The sequence below is a fragment of the Vagococcus xieshaowenii genome, assembly GCF_004792515.1.
In the GTDB taxonomy this organism is placed as follows: Bacteria; Bacillota; Bacilli; order Lactobacillales; family Vagococcaceae; genus Vagococcus_A; species Vagococcus_A xieshaowenii.
The window spans coordinates 327,463-346,074 of the sequence record NZ_CP038865.1; the positions used below are offsets into that span (position 1 = coordinate 327,463).

Annotated in this window: 18 protein-coding genes and 1 other RNA gene; 15 read left to right on the top strand and 4 right to left on the bottom strand. The window is 35.4% G+C overall.

What is annotated here, in order from left to right:
• Genes ymfI through pgsA form a run of 3 tightly spaced genes read left to right on the top strand, consistent with a single transcriptional unit; the run spans nucleotide 1 to nucleotide 2,245 of the window.
• Nucleotides 1-729, top strand: a complete 729-nt coding sequence (gene ymfI / locus E4Z98_RS01640) for an elongation factor P 5-aminopentanone reductase (RefSeq protein WP_135254930.1) — start codon at nucleotides 1-3, stop codon at nucleotides 727-729.
• A 21-nt stretch (nucleotides 730-750) separates the two neighbouring features.
• Nucleotides 751-1,632, top strand: a complete 882-nt coding sequence (locus E4Z98_RS01645; protein WP_135254931.1) for a helix-turn-helix domain-containing protein — start codon at nucleotides 751-753, stop codon at nucleotides 1,630-1,632.
• Nucleotides 1,633-1,666: 34 nt separating this feature from the next.
• On the top strand, nucleotides 1,667-2,245 hold the full coding sequence (gene pgsA, locus E4Z98_RS01650; RefSeq protein ID WP_135254991.1) for a CDP-diacylglycerol--glycerol-3-phosphate 3-phosphatidyltransferase: 579 nt from the start codon (nucleotides 1,667-1,669) through the stop codon (nucleotides 2,243-2,245).
• A gap of 90 nt (nucleotides 2,246-2,335) precedes the next feature.
• On the opposite strand, the gene E4Z98_RS01655 is transcribed toward pgsA, so the two are convergent.
• Nucleotides 2,336-2,605: a hypothetical protein gene (locus E4Z98_RS01655; RefSeq protein WP_135961158.1), complete on the bottom strand. Its 270-nt coding sequence runs from the start codon at nucleotides 2,603-2,605 to the stop codon at nucleotides 2,336-2,338.
• Between the two features lie 282 nt (nucleotides 2,606-2,887).
• Here E4Z98_RS01655 and E4Z98_RS01660 point away from each other — a divergent pair, with 282 nt between their 5' ends.
• From E4Z98_RS01660 to E4Z98_RS01675, 4 genes are read left to right on the top strand one after another with little or no spacing between them, the layout of a single operon-like run.
• Complete coding sequence (locus E4Z98_RS01660; RefSeq protein ID WP_135254933.1) at nucleotides 2,888-4,060, top strand: betaine/proline/choline family ABC transporter ATP-binding protein; 1,173 nt, start codon at nucleotides 2,888-2,890, stop codon at nucleotides 4,058-4,060.
• Between the two features lies 1 nt (nucleotide 4,061).
• Nucleotides 4,062-4,697, top strand: a complete 636-nt coding sequence (locus tag E4Z98_RS01665) for an ABC transporter permease (protein WP_135254934.1) — start codon at nucleotides 4,062-4,064, stop codon at nucleotides 4,695-4,697.
• Nucleotides 4,698-5,645, top strand: a complete 948-nt coding sequence (locus E4Z98_RS01670; RefSeq protein ID WP_135254935.1) for an osmoprotectant ABC transporter substrate-binding protein — start codon at nucleotides 4,698-4,700, stop codon at nucleotides 5,643-5,645.
• Nucleotides 5,638-6,297, top strand: a complete 660-nt coding sequence (locus E4Z98_RS01675; RefSeq protein ID WP_135254936.1) for an ABC transporter permease — start codon at nucleotides 5,638-5,640, stop codon at nucleotides 6,295-6,297. The genes E4Z98_RS01670 and E4Z98_RS01675 overlap by 8 nt, the downstream gene beginning before the upstream one ends.
• Before the next feature lie 330 nt (nucleotides 6,298-6,627).
• Here the strand turns inward: E4Z98_RS01675 and ssrA are convergent.
• Together ssrA and E4Z98_RS01685 are read right to left on the bottom strand one after the other, a co-directional pair.
• Nucleotides 6,628-6,995: a transfer-messenger RNA gene (gene ssrA, locus E4Z98_RS01680) on the bottom strand.
• 61 nt (nucleotides 6,996-7,056) lie between these two features.
• Nucleotides 7,057-7,827 carry a Cof-type HAD-IIB family hydrolase gene (locus E4Z98_RS01685; RefSeq protein WP_135254937.1) on the bottom strand — a complete coding sequence of 257 codons (771 nt, stop codon included), beginning with the start codon at nucleotides 7,825-7,827 and terminating at the stop codon, nucleotides 7,057-7,059.
• 181 nt (nucleotides 7,828-8,008) lie between these two features.
• Between E4Z98_RS01685 and E4Z98_RS01690 the strand changes: the two genes are divergently transcribed.
• From E4Z98_RS01690 to E4Z98_RS01720, 7 genes are all read left to right on the top strand, one after another.
• On the top strand, nucleotides 8,009-8,737 hold the full coding sequence (locus tag E4Z98_RS01690) for a response regulator transcription factor (protein ID WP_135254938.1): 729 nt from the start codon (nucleotides 8,009-8,011) through the stop codon (nucleotides 8,735-8,737).
• Complete coding sequence (locus tag E4Z98_RS01695; RefSeq protein WP_135254939.1) at nucleotides 8,734-10,182, top strand: sensor histidine kinase; 1,449 nt, start codon at nucleotides 8,734-8,736, stop codon at nucleotides 10,180-10,182. The genes E4Z98_RS01690 and E4Z98_RS01695 overlap by 4 nt, the downstream gene beginning before the upstream one ends.
• 118 nt (nucleotides 10,183-10,300) lie before the next feature.
• The gene (locus tag E4Z98_RS01700; protein ID WP_135254940.1) at nucleotides 10,301-10,573 is read left to right on the top strand and encodes a UPF0223 family protein; all 273 of its coding nucleotides are present in this window, start codon (nucleotides 10,301-10,303) and stop codon (nucleotides 10,571-10,573) included.
• Nucleotides 10,574-10,584: 11 nt separating this feature from the next.
• Entirely contained in the window at nucleotides 10,585-11,355 is a 771-nt protein-coding gene (locus E4Z98_RS01705; protein ID WP_135254941.1) for an inositol monophosphatase family protein, read from the top strand.
• Between the two features lie 105 nt (nucleotides 11,356-11,460).
• Nucleotides 11,461-13,305 (top strand): translational GTPase TypA, encoded by a 1,845-nt coding sequence (gene typA, locus E4Z98_RS01710; RefSeq protein WP_135254942.1) that lies wholly within the window; start codon nucleotides 11,461-11,463, stop codon nucleotides 13,303-13,305.
• 188 nt (nucleotides 13,306-13,493) lie between these two features.
• On the top strand, nucleotides 13,494-14,363 hold the full coding sequence (locus E4Z98_RS01715; protein WP_135254943.1) for a class II fructose-bisphosphate aldolase: 870 nt from the start codon (nucleotides 13,494-13,496) through the stop codon (nucleotides 14,361-14,363).
• Nucleotides 14,364-14,614: 251 nt separating this feature from the next.
• Nucleotides 14,615-16,051 carry a glycoside hydrolase family 1 protein gene (locus tag E4Z98_RS01720; protein ID WP_135254944.1) on the top strand — a complete coding sequence of 479 codons (1,437 nt, stop codon included), beginning with the start codon at nucleotides 14,615-14,617 and terminating at the stop codon, nucleotides 16,049-16,051.
• A gap of 53 nt (nucleotides 16,052-16,104) precedes the next feature.
• On the opposite strand, the gene E4Z98_RS01725 is transcribed toward E4Z98_RS01720, so the two are convergent.
• Complete coding sequence (locus E4Z98_RS01725; RefSeq protein WP_135254945.1) at nucleotides 16,105-17,904, bottom strand: M3 family oligoendopeptidase; 1,800 nt, start codon at nucleotides 17,902-17,904, stop codon at nucleotides 16,105-16,107.
• Between the two features lie 133 nt (nucleotides 17,905-18,037).
• On the opposite strand from E4Z98_RS01725, the gene E4Z98_RS01730 reads away from it, so the two are divergent.
• Entirely contained in the window at nucleotides 18,038-18,535 is a 498-nt protein-coding gene (locus E4Z98_RS01730; protein WP_135254946.1) for a VanZ family protein, read from the top strand.
• Nucleotides 18,536-18,612 lie beyond the last annotated feature (77 nt).

Below are 18,612 nucleotides of genomic sequence, written 5' to 3' on the forward strand. Positions count from 1 at the left end.
ATGGCAAAACATGCGTTAATACTGGGATCAAGTGGTGATATAGGAGCTGCTTGTGCCACAACCTTAGCAGCAGAAGGTTGGTCCTTATATTTACATTATTTTCGTAACGAAGATAAAATAAAAAAAATTCAATTACAATTAAAAGCTACTTATCCAAAACAAGATTTTTATTTAATACAGGCAGATTTGAGTGAAGAAGATGCCAGTGATAACATTATGAACGCAGTCTTTAATGTGGACGGTATTGTCGTCGCAAATGGGCAAACCGTTTATGAATTATTAACAGAAACCACCCCTGAACAGATGGACTACTTGTGGAGAACTATGTTAAAACTTCCTATTGAAATTTGTCAGCAATTACAAGATAAATTAAGTCGTCAACAAGCGGGGCGTATTGTATTTATAGGGTCGGTTTATGGCATTCAAGGAAGTTCGATGGAAGTGATGTATAGCACCATAAAAGGCGGACAACACGCCTTTGTAAAAGCCTATGCCCAAGAAGTTGCGAGTTTAGGCATAACAGTGAATGCAGTGGCACCTGGTGCAGTAGCCACACAGATGAATACGGATTGGACGGAAGAAGAAATAACAGAATTATTGACAGAGATTCCGTTAAATCGTATGGCAACACCTCAAGAAATAGGAGAAGCTGTAACATTTTTAATGAGTAACTCAGCTGGTTATATAACAGGTACAGTGCTACCTGTTACTGGGGGCTGGAAAGTATAAAGGGATGAAGGTGACGAATACGTGGAGACAATTGGAGAAAGACTTAGAAAAGCAAGGTTATCAAAAGGAATTACCATCGAAGATTTACAAAAAATAACAAAAGTTCAAGCAAGGTATTTATCAGCAGTTGAAGATAACCAATTTGAATTGCTGCCAGGGACATATTATGCGCGTAATTTTATTCGTCAGTATGCCCAAGCTGTTGGTTTAGATGGAGATGAATTAGTAGAAGTTTATGACGGTGGTGGAGTGTCTAAAAGCACTGCAGTAATAGAAAACCAACGTTCAAGAACAGAATTAAACCGTAAAAAACATCGAACAAGTAATATTAGCAAAGATAAATGGCCAATGCTTTTATTAAGTTTGGCATCATTATTAATTATTGCGACTGTTTTCTGGCTAACGTTAAGAGAAGCAAAGCCTAAACAAGTCATTCAAACAAATAATAGTGACGTCTTAGTTGAAGGAAGCTTTGAAGAATCTTCTGACAAAAAAGAAACAAGTGAGTCAAAAGAAAAGGAAAAAGAGACAAGTGAGTCAAAAGAAAAAGAAGAGAAACAATCAACTGTTGAAGTTGGCGAAGAAGCGGGAAGAGAGTTGGCTATCAAAGTAGCATCGCACAAAGACCCTGCTGAAATAATGGTGAAAAGTACAGGAGGTCGTTGTTGGATTGGCATCAATGGTAATGGTCAAAGCCTGTACAACGGTACCGTAGAAGCCAATCAAACAGTCGAAACAACTTTAACAGAAGGTATGGAAAATGCTGTGATTACTCTAGGTGCAGCAAATGCAGTAGAAGTTTTTGTTAATGGTGAGAAAGTAGATTTTAATAAGTCGGGTTCTAACTTAGATATGAGAAACTTGAATTTATCATTGACGTATGACAAGAAGACAGAAGAGTAACAGTTTTTTTGAAAAATTGAAGGGTGTGTTTAACATTAATTTACCAAATAAATTAACCGTATTGAGAATTATTATGATTCCAATTTTTATTGTGATTGCAGGAGCTCCAATGGATTGGGGAAGTTTTACAATGGGTGGTACAGTTGTAGCGTGGACACAATTTGTTGCAATGATTATTTTTGCCATTGCAAGTCTTACTGATTGGCTAGATGGGAAAATTGCTCGTTCTCAAGGTTTAGTCACGAACTTTGGGAAGTTTGCGGATCCTTTGGCGGATAAAATGTTGGTCATGACAGCATTTATTATGTTAGTCGCACAAGGAAAGGCGCCAGCATGGATTGTTGCAATCATTGTTTGTCGAGAATTAGCTGTAACAGGTTTACGTCTATTATTAGTTGAAGATGGGGAAGTAATGGCAGCTGCTTGGCCTGGTAAAGTAAAAACAGCTACGCAAATGTTAGCTATTATCTTTTTATTAATTAACAATGTGCCATTTGAAGGAATTGGCATACCTGTAGCAACGATATTATTATATGCATGTTTAGTTTTTACGATTTATTCAGGAGTAGATTACTTCGTAAAAAATTCCCATGTGTTTAAAGGTTCAATGTAGGCAGATGATAAGTTGTTTTTGTCATGATGTCTATTCAAATAAAAGAGCTATGACAAAAATTTTGTCATAGCTCTTTTGTTATATTATAAGTTATCTGTTTTTTTTTTCTAAAACGGTATCGGTTGCTTCTTGCGCTTCTTCTTTATTAAAAATACCGTCTAAAGCGTCTACCAATTCAGGTGTTGTTTCTTTAACTTTATTTATTAATTCTTCTGCTTGTCCACCTAAATCTTTTAAGTAGCCAGTAATTTGTGATTGTGCTTCATCAATTGTTCCGTCTTTTACTAAGTTCTTTGCTTTTTCAATTAATTCCTCAATTTCTTTTAATCCTGATGTGATGACTTCTTTATTATTATCCATACCTATAAACCATCCTTTTCTTTTTGTTATTTAATATATATCATGACTAGTCCAAATAGGCAAAAAAAGTGTTTTGGAAGCAGCTATATGTAATGGAAAATAAGTCACACGGAAACAAAGTAAGCGGCTTATTGAAAATATTTGCTTTATAAATAGTATGACAAAGTAGAATAAACTGTTCATTATAGGCGTTAAAAAGAAACGTCACGTTTGCAAAAAGGTTCTATTTATGAGAGGGTTGATAGGAAGGTACTAGTGATATGTCTAATAAGGAGGAAAAAAATGATTGAATTTAACAATGTTTCTAAAGTGTTTAAAGGAGGAAAAGTCGCCGTTGATCATGTGAATTTAACTATAAATAAAGGTGAATTTGTTTGTTTTATTGGGACAAGTGGAAGTGGTAAAACAACGACAATGCGTATGATTAATCGAATGATTGAGCAAACTGAAGGTGAAATTTTAATCAATGGAGAAAACATAAAAAGTAAAGACCCTGTTCAATTACGACGAAAAATTGGATATGTTATTCAAAATGTTGGTTTAATGCCACATATGACGATTCGTGAAAATATTGTCATGGTACCAAAGTTGCTCAAATGGCCTGAAGAGGAGCGAAACAGAATTGCTGAAAAAATGATTGATTTAGTAAATTTACCTCGTGAAATGTTAGAAAGATATCCAGGACAATTATCTGGCGGACAACAACAAAGAATTGGAGTTGTCAGAGCTTTAGCAGCCGATCAAGATATTATTCTAATGGATGAACCTTTTGGAGCGTTGGATCCAATTACACGAGAAACGTTACAAGATTTGGTCAAAGAATTACAAGAAAAGATGGGGAAAACGGTCGTATTTGTGACACATGATATGGATGAAGCCTTGAATTTGGCTAACCGTATTATGATAATGGATAATGGGAAAGTTGTTCAGTACGATACTCCAGATGAAATATTAAGGAATCCAGCCAATGAATTTGTTGAGAACCTGATTGGTGAAGATAGACTAATTCAAGCTAAACAAGATGATGCAACAGTTGAACAAATCATGTTAGGTACAGCTATCACAATCACACCTGAAAAAACTTTAACCGAAGCAATTGGTTTAATGCGAGAAAAACGTGTTGACACCTTGTTAGTGGTAGACAATGCAGCTGTATTAAAAGGATTTATTGATCTTGAAACCCTTAATAGGAATCGTAAAACAGCGACAAGTGTCGGTGATATCATAGAAACACAGGTCTTCTTTGTTCGAAAAAACTCTAAGTTGCGTGATACTGTCCGACAAATTTTAAAACGAGGCTTAAAATATGTCCCTGTTGTAGACGAAAATAAAAAATTAGTTGGAATAGTGACAAGAGCAACGTTGGTAGATATTGTGTACGATGTTGTATGGGGATCTGAAGGATTACTTGAACAAGCCACGGAGTCTGATAACGTAGTGAAGGAGGATAATTGAAATGGAAAGTTTTTTACTTAATTACGGGACAGAATTGTTAGTGAAAACAGGAGAACACTTATTTATTTCATTTATTTCATTATTACTAGGAGTTATTGTGGCGGTCCCACTAGGTATTCTATTATCAAGAACCAAAAGAATTGCTGGTTTTATAATGGGGATTGCAAGCCTTTTACAAACGATCCCTTCACTTGCTTTCCTGGCACTTATGGTTCCTTTTTTAGGAGTGGGAAAATTACCTGCCATTGTAGCGTTGTTTATTTATTCCTTATTACCTATCCTTCGTAACACATATATTGGAATGAACAATGTCAATACTGACTTGGTCGATGCTGCAAAAGGGATGGGGATGACTTCACGCCAGCAAATTCTTCTAGTAGAAATTCCCAATGCACTACCAACGATTATGGCAGGTGTTAAGTTAGCGTCTGTTTATGTGATTGCTTGGGCAACGCTAGCTTCCTATATTGGGGCTGGTGGGCTAGGTGATTTTATTTTTAGTGGTCTGAATAATTATTTACCTGCATTGATTATCGGCGGTACGATTCCAGTTACACTATTGGCCTTAATCACTGATTATTTTTTTGCTAAACTCGAAGAAAAACTAACACCTGTAATAGAAAATGAGGTGGTCTAAATGAGGCCATTAAAAAAAGCCATAAGTGTATGCATCCTATTAGGAAGTCTTCTTATATTTAGTAGTTGTCGTTTACCTGGATTGTCAGGTGGAAACGATAAGAATACATTATCTATTGCAAGCCTATCTACATCAGAATCACAAGTTTTAGCTCACATTGTGAAACAAATGATTGAATATCATAAAGAGGACGTACAAGTTGACTTGGTAAATAACTTAGGAACTTCTACCGTCGTACATCAAGCAATGTTACGAGGTGACGTTTCAATATCTGCTGTACGTTATACAGGGACCGATTTGAGTGGTGCACTTCAGTTGCCGCCTGAAAAAAATCCTAAAAAAGCTTTATCTATCGTTCAAAAAGAATTTAAAAATCGTTACAATCAAAAATGGTATCCTTCTTATGGTTTTGCTAATAGTTATGCCTTTATGGTAAGTCAGGAAACCGCGAAAAAGTATAAATTGAAAAAAATTAGTGATTTAAAAAAAGTTGCGGGGAACTTAACAGCTGGAGTGGATACCTCTTGGCTAGACCGAAAAGGTGATGGTTATAAGGGATTTGTTGATGAATATGATTTTGATTTTGGAAAAGTATATCCAATGCAAATAGGATTAGTATATGATGCGGTGAATGCAGGAAAAATGGATGTGGTACTAGGTTACTCAACGGATGGAAGAATCGCAAGTTATGATTTAGTAGTACTAGAAGATGATTTGCAATTTTTCCCTCCTTACGATGCTTCAATTGTTGTTGGGTTTGATTTGCTTGAGCAAGTTGAAGGGCTAGATGACATATTAAGTGCATTGAATGGGAAAATCGATACTAAAACAATGCAACAACTTAATTTCCAAGTCGATGATCAATTACTCGAACCTGAGACAGTCGCCAAAAAATTTTTACGAGAAAATAATTACTTTGGTGAGAAAGGAAGTCTAACCCATGAATAATTTAAATGTTTTAGAACAATTTTTATACTACTTTTCTCAAAATGGGAGCTATATTTTAGCTCAATTCTGGCGTCATTTTCTTATTTCTCTGTATGGTGTAGTATTCGCCGCAATAATCGGTGTCCCAATAGGTATTATTCTTTCGCATAAGAAAAATTTAGCGAAATGGGTCATAGGAATAGCCAATGTGATTCAAACAGTTCCTTCTTTAGCAATGTTATCAATAATTATGTTGGGGTTAGGACTGGGAGTAAATACAGTGATTGTTACAGTATTTTTATACTCTTTGTTACCTATCATTTCCAATACTTATACGGGTATGAGGCAAGTTGATAGCAATATATTAGATGTGGGAAAAGGGATGGGAATGACACGTTTACAATTACTTATACAAGTTGAATTACCTTTGTCAATATCGGTGATTATGGCAGGTATACGTAATGCTCTTGTGGTAGCAATAGGGATTACAGCCATTGGTTCTTTTGTAGGAGCTGGTGGACTTGGGGATATTATTACGCGCGGAACAAACGCTACGAATGGCACCGCTATTATTCTAGTAGGAGCATTGCCTACAGCGTTTATGGCAATTATGGTGGATGTTGTATTAGGATTTGTTGAACGACAACTAGATCCAGCTAGAAGAATAAAATAGAACCAAAAATTTTTAACTCTATTACAAAGCTTTAAATAAAAATGAAATTTTTACGTAATCTATGAATTATGCAGGAATTTTCAATAATATATTGATTTCAGTACAAACTGAAAAGACGAAGAGGATGTGAAGTGCTCCCCGTCAAGTGGACAGTAGAAAAAACAAAAAATATTTTATGACAGGAATCGAAAATTTCGATTTCTGTTTTATTAATTTATATGTTTTGAAAACCACCTGCTATGCGGGTGGTTTTCAAAACATATAAATAAAAAATCGTCAACGCTTGATACGTCAACGATTTAACAGTTTTTGATACTTCCTGAATTCGAAAAATGGAGGCGGCGGGAGTCGAACCCGCGTCCAAACATATTGCCACAAAAGCTTCTACGTTCGTAGTCATGCTATTGAAGTTTCGCTTGATAAACTGCCACATGACAGGCGTCTTATCTTGCTAGTCTGATGATCTCTTTTAACACTTACAGACGGAAAGGGTTAATGTATCCCACTAAATTTGAGACCCTGATCTGAGCACATGGGCGATGCCAGGAGGATCTTCGCTAACAGGTTATTAAGCTGCTAAAGCGAAAGTATTGTTATTGTTTTTTGCAGTTATATTTAACTGTAACGTTTTATTGTAGACGTAACCTACAGAACGCTACTCAAGCTCAAACTATGCCTGTCGAATCCATAACGCCCCCGTATTTAACGTTGCTCTTAATTATAGCATAAAAAGCTATCTTGTAAAAGACAACGTTATGTTTAAATCAAGTTGTAGTAGTTAAGCGCTTCGATAATACCATGTTCATTGTGATCGCCTGTAATGTAATCAGCTTGTCTTTTTAAATCTTCAACGGCATTACCCATGGCGATTTTATAATCACAGGCACGAAGAAGTTCCAAATCATTAGGCCCATCACCAAATGCAAAGGTGGTGACATTATCATTAAGATGTCTCAATATTTCTTCTACACCAGTTCCTTTGCAGTGTCCTTCAGAAACAACATCGATAGAATAAGGTGTGTTACGATAAAATGTTAAATCAGGGAATGCTTCTTGATAGACATCGTCATACCCTTGTCCGAGAATAAGTAACATATTGTAGCTATCTTCTGTGTACGTTGGTGTGCTAATTGGTGGAACGGGTTGAGATAAATGTTCATAATGATGGTTAGCCATGTCAGAGTTTTCGGATAAAATAATACCTGAATGCTTGTAAAAGGCTACTTGATGTTGCAGTTCTTTTGCTTTTTCTTCTAGTTCTTTTACGTATCGATTAGGAATTTTGTGATTAAGTATTTCTTTTCCTTTAAAAGAGGCATATTGCCCATTCATAGTAATAAATGAATCGATGCCAGTTTTTTCTAAAATCTCTTGGATTTCAGTATTTGTTCGACCGGTGGCAATGAACGGTATGACCCCGTTATCGGGCATACGATGGAGTGCTTCAATTACTTCATCGGTTAATTGTGATTGATCATTCAATAATGTACCGTCTAAATCGAAAAAAACGAGTGCTTTTACTGGTATCATCTACTAATTCATCCTTTCTAGTAACCATTAGGTGTTACTACTATCATAACAAAATTCATAAACTGAGCATAATAAAATGTGTTATGATTAATTTAGCTATAGAGACTAAATAAAAGTGATAATTTCATTGTGATTTTATAGTATAATATAAAAAGTGAAAAATGGAGGGAAGTGGGAGCTAATGAAGATTTTAATGATTGAAGATAATGAATCTGTATCAGAAATGATGAAAATATTTTTTATGAATGAAAATTGGGAAGCAACGTTCAAATTTGATGGTCAAGAAGGATTAGATGCTTTTTTGGAAGAGCCTAATAATTGGGATATGGTAACATTAGATTTAAATTTACCTACGCTTGATGGGATAACCGTTTGTCAGGAGATTAGAAAAGTATCAGCAAATGTGCCAATTATTATTTTGTCTGCTAGAGATACTGAAAGTGATCAAGTCATTGGTTTAGAATTAGGCGCGGATGACTATGTCACGAAACCATTTAGTCCATTGACCTTAATTGCTCGTATTAAAGCGCTCTATCGTCGTGCAGAACGTAGTGATTCACCTGTGGAAGAAAAAGCAGTTAAAGAGAAAAAAAGATACGATGTTGTGACTCCCCACTTCAAAATGGATGTTAATACACGAGAGGCTCGTTTTGATGGGCAACTTATCGAAGGGCTAACACCAAAAGAATTTGATTTATTATTAACACTTGCTGGAAAACCAAGACAAGTCTTTTCAAGAGAACAGTTATTAGAGCTGGTGTGGGATTATCAATTTTATGGCGATGAACGAACAGTGGATGCTCATATTAAAAAATTACGTCAAAAGATCGAAGTGTTTGGTCCAAAGGTGATTCAAACCGTCTGGGGTATTGGTTATAAGTTTGACGATAGCGGAGTACCTGGTGAATGAAATATTTACTACAACAGATGTTAGGCTTTTTTATTGTTATTTTAACCGTAATGATAGTGGTAGGTATATCATTTAAATCACTAACACGTCAAACACTGGTTGAAAACTATTATGATCAGATGTTTTCTTATGCCAGAAGTGTGGTAACCTTAACGAAAAATCGTGATGGAAAATTAATTGATAATATTAAAGATGCTGATGATTTTTTAAAAAATCAAAAGGTGGGCATTATTTTATTTAATCAAAATAAAGAAGTTGTTTATCCTGAAAAAATTGAAAATGCTGAAATTTTGGCACATTCTTTAACTGAAGAAGAGTTGAGTGAATTAAAAAATGGACAAGCAATATCTTTTAGTAAAAAATATCGTATACACGAGCAAGAAAAAGATTTTGCAGTGATTGTACAACCGATTTTTACAGAAGAAATCGACAACTCTTTTGCAGGGGCCTTAGTGATGTATCATTCAGTCAGTTTAATTGATGCTAATATCAATGCCTTGACGAAAAATTTATTAATGGCCTTCTTGCTATCTAGTTTATTAGCCATTGTTTTTAGTTTTATATTTTCACAATATCAAGTGAATCGTATTAATCGTATTAAAAATGGTACAAAAAAAATTGCTAACGGTGAATTAGATGTTCAAATTGATGTCACTTTCCATAAGAAATTTGATGAGTTAGATGAACTAGCCATTTCTTTTAATAAAATGGCTAAAAAATTACATGAATCTAATTTAGAAATTGAGCATCAGGAAGAACAGCGACGTCGATTTATGGCAGATGCTGCGCATGAGATGAGAACACCACTTACGACGATTAATGGTCTTCTTGAAGGGGTTTCACACAATATGATTCCGGAAAGTCAAAAAGAGAAAACGGTCGAATTGTTGCGTAAAGAAACCAATCGTTTAATTCGCTTAGTAAATGAAAATTTAGATTTTGAAAAAATAAGAACTAATCAGATTCAGATGGCTTTTTCACGATTTAACGCAGCAGAAGTATTAAACGGAATTATGACGCAATTATCTCAAAAGGCGTCCGAGTTTGGCAATACTATCTACTTAGAGTCTGATGAAATTATTCCTATTGATGCTGATTATGATCGTTTTATTCAAATTATTTTTAACATTACACAGAATGCTATTCAATTTACTCAAAACGGTCAGATTACGATAAAAGCAGTTCGTAAAAATAGTCAGACAATGATTGAAATTCAAGATACAGGTATTGGTATGACAGATGAAGAGGTTCGTAATATTTGGGAACGTTATTACAAAGTAGATCCTTCAAGAAAACATACTAAATATGGCGAATCAGGATTAGGATTAGCAATCGTACAACAGTTGATTCGCTTACATGATGGGACAGTTGAAGTTAAGAGTCAAAAAGGCGAAGGAACAACGTTTATGTTAATCTTTCCAGATCATTTAGATAAAAAAGAATAGTAAAACGAAGAGAAAATGGTTTTGCCTCCATTATTCTCTTCGTTTTTGTTTCTTTTAAGTGAAAAAGTGAATATAATGAGGGTAGTACGTTAGAAAAGAACAATGAAAAGGTGGAAAAATGGCAGAAAATTATAGTTACCCAATGGATATGGATTGGACACATGATGAAATAACTAAAGTCATAGAAATGTGGGCATTAATAGAAGAAGTTTATGAGAAAGGGGTCGAAAAAGAACGCCTTATGTCAGTCTATGAACAGTTCAAATCAGTTGTGAAAAGTATTGGTGAAGAACGCTCTTTAGGGAAAGAGTATGAAGAACTATCGGGTTATTCCCTATACCGTGTGATGCAAAAAGCCAGAGCTACTGACAAAGGGAAAGTCAAAATGTAAGGAGTCACCCAATGGAGATAAATAGGTTAAGTGATGTGGTGAAAAGTTGGTTATATGAAGCAGGTGAGATGGTTTTAGAAGCATTAAACGCGCCACTCAAGGCCGATGAGAAATCTAGTCGCAAAGATATCGTTACGAATGTGGATAAAGAAATCGAACAATTTTTTGTCAGTAAAATTATCGAACAGTTTCCAGAAGATCGTATTATAGGAGAAGAAGGCGCAAGTAGAAATCATGACAACGACACACAAAGAACGTGGTTGATAGATCCTATTGATGGAACGTTAAATTTTTATAAACAAAAAGACTACTTTTGCTTGATGATTGCCATTGAGCAAGAGCAGGGGGATTCATTAGGTTTTATCTATGAGTTGATGCGTGATGAGATGCTATGGGGTGGACCTAAAGTTGGCGTATACTTAAATGATAAGCGAGTATCAATGGTGGTCGATCAACCGTTAAGAGATGGGCTTATTAATATTAATTCAGGTATGGTGATAAACAACCGTTATAACGCGCAACAGATTATTAAACAATCACTTGGGATCAGAATGGTAGGGTGTGCTGGTATTGCTATTAAGGAAGTTGTTTTAGGCAAACAGGTCGCATATATGTCTTATTTACAGCCATGGGATTATGCGGCAGGACGTATTTTGGCCGAAAGTGTTGGAATTGTCGTTGCGGCTATAGATGAAGAACAATTAACATTAACTAAACGTCAAGTGGTCGTTTTTGCCACACCTGCTACCTATCAAGAAATCAGGAAAATTAAAGAACTGTAATTTTCTGAAAGTTTTTTATTGTAATGGAAGCCTCTTTCTTGTTATAATAGAAAGTCGAGTAAATTAGTCGTGAAAGAAAGACCTTAAAAAGTAAGGAGCAATCAAGTGAAATTAAGAGAAGATATTAGAAACGTAGCGATCATCGCCCACGTTGACCATGGTAAAACAACATTAGTAGACGAGTTATTACGTCAGTCACACACATTAGACGAGCGTAAAGAATTGCAAGAAAGAGCAATGGACTCAAACGATATCGAGCGTGAGCGTGGTATCACTATTTTAGCAAAAAACACAGCTATTCAATACAACGGAACACGTATTAACATTATGGACACACCTGGTCACTCGGACTTCGGTGGAGAAGTAGAACGTATTATGAAAATGGTTGACGGAGTTGTCTTAGTCGTAGATGCTTACGAAGGTACAATGCCTCAAACACGTTTCGTATTGAAAAAAGCTTTAGAACAACGTATTACACCAATCGTGGTAGTAAACAAAATTGACAAGCCATCAGCACGTCCAGAAGAAGTTGTGGATGAAGTGTTAGAATTATTTATCGAATTAGGAGCAGATGACGATCAATTAGATTTCCCAGTTGTTTATGCTTCAGCTATCAACGGAACATCTAGTTTATCTGATGATCCAGCAGATCAAGAACATACAATGAACCCAATTTATGATCAAATTATTGAACATATCCCAGCACCAGTTGATAATAGCGAAGAGCCATTACAGTTCCAAGTATCATTGTTAGACTACAGTGATTATGTTGGACGTATCGGTATTGGTCGTGTGTTCCGTGGAACAATCAAAGTAGGAGATCAAGTATCATTAATGAAACTTGATGGTTCTGCTAAAAATTTCCGTGTCACAAAAATCTTTGGTTTCTTAGGATTAGATCGTGTTGAAATCCAAGAAGCAAAAGCTGGTGATTTAATTGCCGTTTCAGGTATGGAAGATATCTTCGTTGGTGAAACTGTTACACCAGTTGATCATCAAGATGCATTACCAATCTTACATATTGATGAACCAACATTACAAATGACATTTTTAGTAAATAATTCACCATTTGCTGGTCGTGAAGGTAAATTTGTCACATCAAGAAAAATTGAAGAGCGTTTAATGAGTGAATTACAAACAGACGTATCTTTACGTGTTGAAAATACTGATTCACCGGATGCTTGGATTGTTTCAGGACGTGGGGAATTACATTTATCTATCTTAATAGAAAACATGCGTCGTGAAGGATATGAGTTACAAGTATCACGTCCAAAAGTTATCGAAAAAGAAGTGGATGGTATTTTATGCGAACCATTCGAACGTGTACAAATTGACACACCTGAAGAATATATGGGTGGTGTAATTGAATCATTAGGTCAACGTAAAGGTGAAATGCTAGACATGATTAACTCAGGAAATGGTCAAGTAAGATTAATCTTCTTAGTGCCTGCTCGTGGTTTAATCGGTTATTCAACTGAATTCATGTCAATGACACGTGGCTATGGAATCATGAACCACACATTCGATCAATACTTACCTAAGATCCAAACACAATTAGGTGGCCGTCGTAATGGTGCTTTAGTATCTATTGATACAGGTAAAGCAACTACCTACTCAATTATGAGTATCGAAGAACGTGGAACTGTCTTTGTTGAACCAACTACTGAAGTATACGGTGGTATGATTGTTGGTGAAAACAGTCGTGAAAATGACTTAACTGTTAATATTACACGCGCTAAACAAATGACTAACGTTCGTTCAGCTAATAAAGACCAAACATCAGTTATCAAAAAACCAAAAATTTTAACATTAGAAGAATCATTACAATTCTTAAATGATGATGAATATTGTGAAGTAACACCAGAAAGCGTTCGTCTACGTAAACAATTGTTAGACAAAGGTGAGCGTGAACGTGCAGCAAAGAAAAAGAAAAATTCTGAACAAGAATAATTTGAAAATATCAGCCAGTAGTATTACTATCGGCTGATATTTTTTTTTTTTAAGAAACTAGAAAAAATTTACCATGGAAGGTTTCTTATTTATTGGTAGTATTTACTGTAATTTTCTGATAAAATGAAAGAGTCAGTTAAGTGTGAAAAGCTTAACCAAATCAATTTCCATTTAGGAGGAATTTACAAATGGCATTAGTATCAGCAGCAGAAATGTTGAAAAAAGCACGTGAAGGTAAATACGCAGTAGGAGCTTTCAACACAAACAACTTAGAGTGGACTAAAGCAATCTTACAAGGTGCTCAAGAATCTAACGCACCAGTTATGATCCAAACATCTATGGGTGCAGCTAAATACATGGGTGGTTACCAAGTATGTGTACACTTAGTAGAAGATTTAATTGAATCAATGGGAATCACTGTTCCTGTTGCATTGCATTTAGACCATGGTGAATACGAAGATGCATTAAAATGTATCGAAGTTGGATACACTTCAGTAATGTATGATGGTTCTCACTTAGACTTCGACAAAAACATCGAACAAGCTAAAGATGTAGTAGCTAAAGCTCACGCTAAAGGTGTTTCAGTTGAGTGTGAAGTTGGATCAATCGGTGGAGAAGAAGACGGAATCATTGGTTCTGGTGAATTAGCTGATCCTAAAGAATGTAAAGCTATGGCTGATACAGGAATTGACTTCTTAGCAGCTGGTATTGGTAACATTCATGGTTCATACCCAGAAAACTGGACTGGTTTATCATTTGAAACATTAGCTGAAATCGCTGAAATCACTGGTGGACACTTACCATTAGTATTACATGGTGGTTCAGGTATTCCTTTAGAACAAGTACAAAAAGCTATCTCTTTAGGCGTTTCAAAAATCAACGTTAACACTGAATGTCAAGAAGTATTTGCAGCTGCAACACGTAAATACATCGAAGAAGGTAAAGATTTAGAAGGTAAAGGTTTTGACCCTCGTAAATTATTAGCTCCTGGTACTGAAGCTGTTGTTAACTTAGTTAAAGAACGTATCGAATGGTTCGGTTCAAAAGATAAAGCTTAATTTTATCTTAGTTTGACTAAATTAAAGAAATAAATTAAAACTGCTTCAAAAGATGTTCAACATCTTTTGAAGCAGTTTTTTCATAGGTTTAATATGTGTATATGACTGTAAGTACGATCGTCTTAGTTCATTAAATAGATCATTGGTGTTAGAAAATGTAATCGTTTTAAATTTTAGTATAAAATGATTGCGCATTTAAAAATAAAAGTATAGACTATATGTATCAAGTTTATGATTCTAGGAGGAGAAAAATGGAATACAAACAATTAAAAGCGTTTCCGAAAGATTTTTTGTGGGGATCAGCTTCAGCGGCTTATCAAGTAGAGGGTGCATGGAATGAAGATGGTAAAGGACCATCAGTATGGGATGAATTCGTTAAAATTCCTGGAAAAACGTTCAAAGGAACAAATGGTGAATTAGCAGTTGATCATTACCACCGTTATAAAGAAGACATTGCGTTAATGAAAGAACAAGGCTTAAAAGCGTATCGTTTTTCAATTGCTTGGACACGTATTTTTCCAAATGGACGCGGGGAAATAAATCAAGCTGGTTTAGATTTTTACATTAATTTAGTAGATGAATTAATTGCTAATGGGATTGAACCACTTGTAACACTTTATCATTGGGATTTACCTCAAGCGTTACAAGATGAATATATGGGATGGGAATCTCGTCAAGTCATTGATGATTTCGTGAATTACGCGACGGTTTTATTTGAAACATTCCGTGGTAAAGTGAAGTATTGGATTAGTTTGAACGAGCAAAATATATTTATTCAACTTGGTTACTTGATGGCTGTTCATCCACCAGCAGTAGTAGATCCAAAACGTATGTATGAAGCTAATCACATTGCTAATTTAGCGAATGCATCTGTTATTAAAAAATTCCATGAAATGGATATGCCAGGACAAATTGGTCCAAGTTTTGCTTACACACCAAATTATTCATTTGATAGCAATCCATTGAACGTATTAGCAGCTGAAGATACCGAAGATATTATGGCTAATTTTTGGTTAGATGTTTACGCATGGGGAGAGTATCCAATTTTTGCTATGAATTACTTAAAAGAACAAGGCGTTGCACCGACAATTGAACCAGGAGACATGGCGCTACTCAAAGAAGGTAAGCCGGATTTTCTTGGGGTTAATTATTATCAGACTGCCACACACGTCTTTAATCCATTGAATGGTGTCGGTATGGGTAAAATGAATACAAGTGGTAAAAAAGGTTCTAGTGAAGAAACAGGGATGCCAGGAGTATCTAAAAAAGTTGCGAATCCGTTTATTGATCGTACGAACTGGGATTGGGAAATTGATCCACAAGGGTTACGTATCGCTTTACGTCGTATGACAAGTCGTTACCGCATGCCTATTTTAATTACTGAAAATGGTTTAGGAGAGTACGATAAAATAACTGAAACGAATGAAATTCATGATGATTACCGTATTAATTACTTAAGTAGTCATGTCAAAGCCATTCAAGAAGCGATAACAGATGGTGTAACGGTCTTAGGTTACTGCACATGGTCTTATACTGACTTATTAAGTTGGTTGAATGGTTACCAAAAACGTTATGGTTTCGTGTATGTCGATCAAGATGAAACACAAAACGGAAGCTTAACACGTTATAAAAAAGATAGCTACTACTGGTATCAAAACGTCATTGCTACTAATGGGGAAGAGTTATAATAACTAATAAAAGGTGTGCCTTGATTAAGGCACACCTTTTATTCATGAGTTAATTAGATGTATTGCTCCGATAAGCTCATAAATTCTTCAATATCAGCTTTCAAGATATTAATACCATTTTGCCAGAAGTCTGGTTTGGTTAAATCAACATTTAAGTGTTTTTGCGCTAAGTTTTCAGTAGTCATTGAAGCAGTATCACGTAATAGAGAGATGTAATCTTCTTCAAAGTTTCCTTCCGCTTGTTGTGCATATGCATAGATACCTAGGCTAAATAAGTAACCGAATGTATAAGGGAAATTATAAAACGGTACATCATCAATGTAGAAATGCAATTTGCTTGCCCAGAAATGTGGGTGATAAGATGCTAATGAGTCTTGGTAAGATTCTTTTTGCGCATCCAACATTAATTGCGTAATTTCTTCATCAGATAACACGTGTGATTGACGTGCTTCATGGAAGTTGTTTTCAAAAATAAAACGCGCATGGATATTCATAAACATCGCAATGGCATTTTGCATTTTTACATCTAATAAATTGATTTTTTCTAAATCAGATTGTGCTTGCTTTAAGGTAGCGTCAGCTACGATTAATTCAGCAAAGGTACTAGCTGTTTCGGCTACGTTCATTGTGTAGTCTTGGCTCATGCCTGGTAAATCCCACATTACGTGACTATGATAAGCATGCCCTAATTCATGGGCTAAGGTTGCCACCTCGTTGATTGAACCGCCATATGTCATGAAAATACGTGATTCTTGGCTTTCAGCTAAGGCTGTACAATAACCACCAGGACGTTTGCCAAGGCGATCTTCTGCTTCAATCCAACTCTTTTCAAACGCATCTTGAGCGAAATCGGCCATTTTAGGACTGAATTTAGCAAAGTTTTCAATAATAAAGTTTGCTGCTTCATCAAAGGTATAACGTGTTTCTTCTAAGTCGCCAAGAACGATTGGGGCATCTTGGTCTTGCCATTCCATTTTTTCTTTCCCAAATAACTGTGCTTTTCGTGTTAAGAAGTCAATGAAAAGTTGTTTGTTTTCGGTAATCACTTGCCACATCATGTTTAGTGTTTCTTTTTGCATGCGATTATATTTTAATGGTGTTTCTAAGAAGTCAGTTGTGTTATGTAATTCATAATTAGCTAAACGAAATCCTTGTAAATGATTCAACGTATCGGCAAAAAGTGGTGCTTTTTCTGCCCATGTTTTTTCCCATATTTCAAATAGCTCCGCACGAACAATAGGATCGCTATCACCCATCATACGATTGAATGCTTGTCCAGCAGATAACGTGTCACCGTTATAATCAATGGTTAGGCTAGCAACGATTGTATCGTAGTGAGAACTCCAAGCGTTAAAACCATCAATGGATAATTGATTAATAATCTTTTCTTCTGGTTTAGAGAGTAATTTTTTTCCTTTTTCGCGAACTTCGCTTAAATTAAACAAAACACCTTGTTGCTTAGCTAAAGAACTTTTTTCTAAATACTGCCATTCTTCGTCTGTTAAGCTTGAAATTTTTTCCATAAAGGTATTGTAAGCGTTCTGGAAAGTAGCGCTTAATTGTTGTAAGCTACCAAAAAGTGTGCCAGCTTTTTTATCATGAACATCAGCAGATTGAATCGCATTAATAAAGCTTCCTGTTTGGGAAAACCCATTGCTGATTGTATCTATTGCTGTAATGACTGTTGTTAGTTCGTTGAATGTGGGCGAATCTTGATGAATATCCCATCCTTCAACTAATTCAGTAAATGACTGAATTTCTGTTTCTAACTTATCTAAACGTGCTTGTAACTGTGGTGATGATGAACCTCCAGGGAAAATTGAGTCTAAATCCCAATTGATTGCATATGTCATTCTAACACTCCTTTCATATTAACATAATTATAAAGCAAGAAAGCGTATTTGATAAATGAAATGGCTAAACTTTTTTATCAATAAAATTTATGAGATATGGTATGATGATAAAGAAAAAAAGTGAGGTGTTTTTTTGAAAGACTTAAAGAAGTCAGGCTATCTTTATTTACTACTAGCCGTTATTATTATGGCAGTATTATTTTTTAGTTCCTCTCAGACTTATGAACAACAATCACAAGTGGGTTTGTTGTCAAAATTGTTGAAAAATGAACCGTTTAAAGAGTCATTAACAAAAGTGAAGTTTGTTTATGCAGGAAGTGATATTAGTATTGCGGCAAAAGGGTATGCAAGCTTTATAGAATTTTTTATCCGTAAAGGAGCACATTTTGTCACCTATTTTGCGTTGGGTATCAGTTGGTTGTTAATATTAAACAAGCAACTAAAGAGCGTCTTACTAGCAAGCGTGGTTAGTTGGTTATCCGCAACAGGTTATGCTGGGTTGGATGAGTTTCATCAAATGGTAACCGGAGGACGAACACCGTTGGTTGAAGATATTATGTTGGATAGTGTCGGAGCGTTAACAGGTGTGGTTATTTGTCTTCTTATATTAGCAATTCGCCAAAAGAAATAATCAAAAAAGCATGTGAAAATTTATTTTTCACATGCTTTTTTCTTTTGTTTGCATATTTATTAAATGAAGGGAGGTTC